General features: G+C 41.2%; 5 protein-coding genes. 3 read left to right on the top strand and 2 right to left on the bottom strand.

Annotated features, from left to right (window positions below; translation table 11 throughout):
- Nucleotides 1-22 precede the first annotated feature (22 nt).
- From trkA to STRDD04_RS02175, 3 genes are all read left to right on the top strand, one after another.
- Nucleotides 23-1,372 carry a Trk system potassium transporter TrkA gene (gene trkA, locus STRDD04_RS02165; protein WP_062198952.1) on the top strand — a complete coding sequence of 450 codons (1,350 nt, stop codon included), beginning with the start codon at nt 23-25 and terminating at the stop codon, nt 1,370-1,372.
- Between the two features lie 4 nt (nt 1,373-1,376).
- The gene (locus tag STRDD04_RS02170; protein WP_062198954.1) at nt 1,377-2,816 is read left to right on the top strand and encodes a TrkH family potassium uptake protein; all 1,440 of its coding nucleotides are present in this window, start codon (nt 1,377-1,379) and stop codon (nt 2,814-2,816) included.
- Nucleotides 2,817-2,975: 159 nt separating this feature from the next.
- Nucleotides 2,976-3,443 (top strand): GNAT family N-acetyltransferase, encoded by a 468-nt coding sequence (locus STRDD04_RS02175; RefSeq protein ID WP_062198956.1) that lies wholly within the window; start codon nt 2,976-2,978, stop codon nt 3,441-3,443.
- Nucleotides 3,444-3,741: 298 nt separating this feature from the next.
- Here STRDD04_RS02175 and STRDD04_RS02180 read toward each other — a convergent pair whose 3' ends face one another.
- Both STRDD04_RS02180 and STRDD04_RS11330 read right to left on the bottom strand, forming a co-directional pair.
- Nucleotides 3,742-4,956 carry an ABC transporter permease gene (locus STRDD04_RS02180; protein WP_062198958.1) on the bottom strand — a complete coding sequence of 405 codons (1,215 nt, stop codon included), beginning with the start codon at nt 4,954-4,956 and terminating at the stop codon, nt 3,742-3,744.
- Nucleotides 4,953-5,423: ABC transporter ATP-binding protein (locus STRDD04_RS11330; protein WP_231853866.1), on the bottom strand; the 471-nt coding region annotated here is incomplete at its 5' end. The genes STRDD04_RS11330 and STRDD04_RS02180, both read right to left, overlap by 4 nt.

Raw genomic sequence — 5,423 nt, forward strand, 5'->3', positions numbered from 1 at the left:
ATACATATTCGGGAGGTATCTCATGAAAATTATAGTAGTTGGAGGCGGAAAGGTCGGAACGGCTCTTTGTCGCTCTTTAGTTGCTGAAAAACACGATGTCGTCTTAATTGAACAAAACGAAGCCGTTTTGAACCATATCACTAAACGCTATGATATTATTGGTATTGTCGGAAATGGCGCTAACTTCAAAATGTTGGAGCAAGCTGATGTGGAGCATTGTGACATCTTTATTTCTATAACAGAATATGATGAAGTAAACATGGTAGCTGCTGTACTAGCCAAGAAAATGGGGGCAAAAGAAACGATTGTCCGCGTACGGAATCCAGAATACTCAAACATCTACTTCAAGGAGAAAAATATCTTAGGTTTCTCTCTTGTGGTGAACCCTGAGCTTCTGGCTGCTCGCTACATTGCTAATATCATTGATTTTCCAAATGCTCTTTCTGTAGAAAACTTTGCTAACGGGCGAGTTGCACTCATGGAGTTCAAAATTAAAGATGACAGCCATCTCTGTCATATGAACATCTCACATTTTAGAAAAAAATTTGGCAATATCATCGTCTGTGCTATTGAAAGAGATGGCAAGCTGATGATTCCAGATGGCGACTTCACCCTTCAGGTAAATGATAAGATCTTTGTAACTGGAAATCGCCTCGAAATCATGCTTTTCCACAATCAAGTCCGTCCAAGAGTCGTAAAAAGTCTGATGATTATTGGTGCAGGAAAAATTGCCTACTATCTTCTCGGCATCCTCAAAAATAGTAAAATTGACCTTAAGGTTATCGAAACTAACCGTGAACGTGCTGAATTTTTCAGTCAGGAATTTCCTGAAGTTTATGTCGTCCATGGAGATGGTACTGCTAAGGATATTCTGCTGGAAGAAAGTGCCACTAATTATGATGCTGTAGCTACTCTAACTGGGGTCGATGAAGAAAATATCATTACATCCATGTTCTTAAACAATCTTGGTGTCCAAAAAAATATCACCAAAGTCAATCGGACCAGTCTCTTAGAAATTATTGACAAGCAAGATTTTGCAAGTATCGTTACTCCAAAGGGAATCGCTGTAGATGCTATTATGCACTTTATCCGCGGACGTTACAATGCTCAATTTTCAAGCCTTGAAGCTCTGCACCATGTGGCTAATGGCCAAATCGAGACATTGCAATTCCAAATCAAGGAAGAAAATAAGATGACCGGTCGTCCCTTGGCTCAGCTTAAATTGAAAAAAGGTATCTTGATTGCTGCCATTATTCGTCAAGGAAAAGCAATTTTCCCAACTGGAGATGACTCTCTTCAAGTCGGTGATAAGATTATCGTAACAACCTTGATTCACAATATTACCAAAATCTATGATTTATTAGAGGGGTAGTTCCATGAACAAGTCTATGATTCGCTATCTACTCTCAAAATTATTGTTAATTGAGGCCGCACTCTTGATTGTGCCGACCATCGTTGCACTTATTTACCGTGAGCCCTTGCATATTTTTATCGCAATCGGCTCCACTATGGCTATTTTACTGGCTTTGGGTGGACTGGGCAGCTGCTTCAAGCCCAAAGATGTCCATATTTATGCTAAGGAAGGTGTGCTGATTGTTGCCCTCTGCTGGATTCTCTGGTCCTTCTTTGGCGCCTTGCCCTTTGTTTTTTCTGGTCAGATTCCCAATATCATTGATGCTTTCTTTGAAGTCAGCTCAGGCTTTACAACAACCGGAGCTACTATTTTAAATGACGTTTCTGTTCTTTCTCATTCTCTGCTCTTTTGGCGCAGCTTTACCCACCTGATTGGAGGAATGGGAGTGCTGGTCTTTGCCCTAGCCATTATGGACAATGCCAAGAACGGCCATCTGGAAGTCATGAAAGCCGAGGTGCCTGGTCCAGTTTTCGGAAAAGTCGTTTCCAAATTAAAAAATACTGCGCAGATTCTCTATATCATCTATCTGGCCCTCTTTGCTCTCTTTGCTGTGCTATACTATCTGGCAGGCATGCCACTCTATGATAGTCTAGTGATTGCTATGGGAACTGCTGGGACTGGAGGTTTTACCGTCTACAACGATGGAATAGCACATTATAATAGCACGCTTATTACTTATCTGGTTAGCTTTGGAGTGCTGACATTCGGTGTCAATTTTAACCTCTATTACTACCTCCTAATCCGCAAATTCAAGACCTGCTTTAGCGATGAAGAACTGCGAAGCTATCTCTGGATTGTCTTTATTTCAACAGCCTTGATTGCCTTTAATATTGCCCATCTCTATGATGGATTTGCTAAGAGTGTGGAAATCTCTTTCTTCCAAGTATCGAATATCATTACTACAACTGGTTTTGGTTATGGTGATACTGTTGAGTGGCCACTTTTTGCGCAAGTCATCCTCCTTATTCTTATGTGTCTCGGAGGATCGGCTGGGTCAACTGCCGGTGGTTTCAAGCTTATTCGAGGGATCATTATCGCTCGTATCGCCAAGAATCAAATTCTCTCCACCCTTTCATCAAATCGGGTCCTAACGATGCATGTCAATGGAACTGTTGTAGACAAAGACACGCAACACAAGGTGCTGAAATATTTAGCAGTTTATATTTTGATTATAGTTAGCTTGATTTTCATTATCAGTATGGACAATAATAATTTTATGACTGTTGTAAGTGCGGTGCTAAGTTGTATTAATAATATCGGTCCCATGATTGGGACGACTGATAGTTTCTCTATCTACAGCCCATTTTCTAAAGTCCTGTTTTCTCTTACCATGATTGCAGGACGTTTAGAAATCTATCCAATCCTTCTGCTCTTTTTACCAAAGACTTGGTCAAAGAGATAATATAAAAGATCTGAAACGAACGAATTTCAATTTGGAGCAATTTCCAAGCTGAATTTGTTCGTTTTCTGCCCTATTTCGATTTGTAGGCTAATAATAAGCAAAGATGATTATGGACTATTGACAACAGTAGCTAGCCACCATCATATAAAGGAGGTCCAAATGCCTATTCGTCAAGCAACTCCTCAAGATATTCCTGTATTAAACTGTTTCCTCCAGCAAATTCTGCTGGTCCACCATCAGGTGAGGCCAGATATTTTCAAGGACAAAGGAAGAAAATTTACCGATGAAGAACTGGAAAGACTGATGGCGCAAGAGCATACACCTATTTTCGTTTATGAAAATGAAGAGGGCAGACTTCTAGGCCATCTCTTCTGCTCCATCAAAGAACCCACCAGCCCCGTTCTCAATCCTATCAAAACCCTTTTCATTGAGGATCTTTGTGTAGATGAGCAAGCTCGTGGCCAAAAAATCGGTGAGCAGCTTTTTGACTTTGCTGAAAAATATGCCAAAGAAATCGGCTGCTATAATCTAACTCTTAACGTCTGGAATGATAATAACGGTGCGGTGCGCTTTTACGAGCGACAAGGACTCAAGCCACAAGAAACTGTTTTAGAAAAAATCCTTTAAAGCAGAAACAAATAAGAAGAAAAGCAGATTGTCAGTCGCCAACAAATCTTGGATGCTGTTGATTGCCTGATTATTAAATAAGACTATGAAACTCTCTCTATCAAGGATATTAGCAAGACTTCTCTTGAAATAGTTATTAGAAACAAAAGACTGACTAGATTCAGTCTTTTTTAGTATCAAAAATGAGCACTAGCTAAACCCAAACTCTAATGAAGCTTTTGCAGTTGTGAATGAAACTGCCGAACCAAATAAGAATAATCTAAAAAACTTCACCAGATGACTCCAGTGAAGTTGTGAACTATTTATATTTTAAAGCACGTTTGAAGGTCTTCCAAGCTCCCAAATCATCTGTCTGCAGGACAAGGCTGGAGTAAATCCGCGCGATGAAGACTGTCATGATAATCGCAAAAGCGGCTGTAATTCCTAGAGAAATCCAAGATTCCAAGCTCGTCGCATAACCATTGATAGCTCGGAAAGGCATGAAAAAGGTTGAGATGAAAGGAAGATAAGAACCAACCTTCAAAATCAAATTATCTCCTGCTGCCCCCAAAGCTGAAACTCCCATGAAGCCGACTAAAATGAGCATGATAACTGGCGAAAGGACTTTTCCTGTATCTTCTGCTCGTGCCACCATTGAACCAAGAAAAGCCGACAAGACAACATACATAAAGATACTAACAGCTACAAAAGCTAGGGTATTCAAAGACACAGCTTCTCCAATATACTGCTGAATGGCTGGATTACTCTTCAAGACTTGGGATACAAGAGGAATGCTGTCCGCAAAGAGAAAGGCTGCTAGTCCACCAAGCACATAAATGCCTAGATGACTAAGAATCACTGCAAAAATCCCAATCATACGGGCATAGAAATAATCGGTCGCCTTAATGCTGGAGCAGATGACTTCCATGATTTTTGTGCCCTTTTCACTGGCCACATCTTGGGCAGTAATGCTGGCATAAGTAATCAAAATCATATAGAGTAGGAAGCCCAGTCCTATTGCAGCAAAGGTCTGAACCATCTTCTTGCCTTCTTTATTTTCATCAATTTTTTCTTCAAACTGGACTGTCCGCGCAAGAATCTGACTCTGCTCATCTGATAATTCGGCCTGAGCCAAGTTTAAAGCCTGCTGGACCTGGATAAGGGAATTGGACAGAGCCATTTTCGTTGCAACATTCATACTGGTTTCTGCATAGTAGGTGGCAGAAAGCTGTCCATCTCTTTCCTCAATCGTCAGATAACCTGCGATTTTCTTATCTTTTACAGCCTGCTTAGCTGCGGCTTCATCTTTGTAATGAAAGGTCAACTGATCTTCAACTCTTAAAACTTCCCTGACAGAATCAAGCTGGGTCAGGACTGCTACCTTTTGAGAGGAAGCCATAGAGCTTCCATGAAGATAACCGATCCCCAAGCTCAGCCCAAGAAAGAGAAAAGGAGACAAGACCATAAAGACAAAACTCCAAGACTTGACATGACGCAGGTAGGTTTCTTTGATTACGATTAACATTTGCTTCATACTTCCACCCCTGATTCTAATTTGAAAATTTCATCAATTGTCGGTGCCTGCTGGTCAAAAGTTGCCACATAGCTTCCCTGAGTCAAGCGATCAAACAATTCAGGACCAGCTGTTTCGTCGTCCAAAATCAATTTCCAGATTCCTTGCTTGGTCTGCGTCACTTTGACAACATGAGGCAGGGCTTCTAATTCAGCCTGAGACAGGTCACTTGAGACGAAAAGACGAGTTTTTCCATATTGGTTGCGGACTGCCTGTACATCGCCATTGAGAACCACTTGCCCGTCACGAATCATCAGGACATCATCGCACAGCTCTTCCACATTTGTCATGACATGATCCGAGAAGATAATCGTCGCTCCGCGCTTTTTCTCCTCAATAATGACTTCCTTCAGGATTTCAGTATTAACAGGGTCCAGACCGCTGAAAGGCTCATCTAAGATAATCAAATCCGGTTCATGCAAGAGCGT

The organism is Streptococcus sp. DD04 (assembly GCF_001578725.1).
Classification (GTDB): domain Bacteria; phylum Bacillota; class Bacilli; order Lactobacillales; family Streptococcaceae; genus Streptococcus; species Streptococcus sinensis.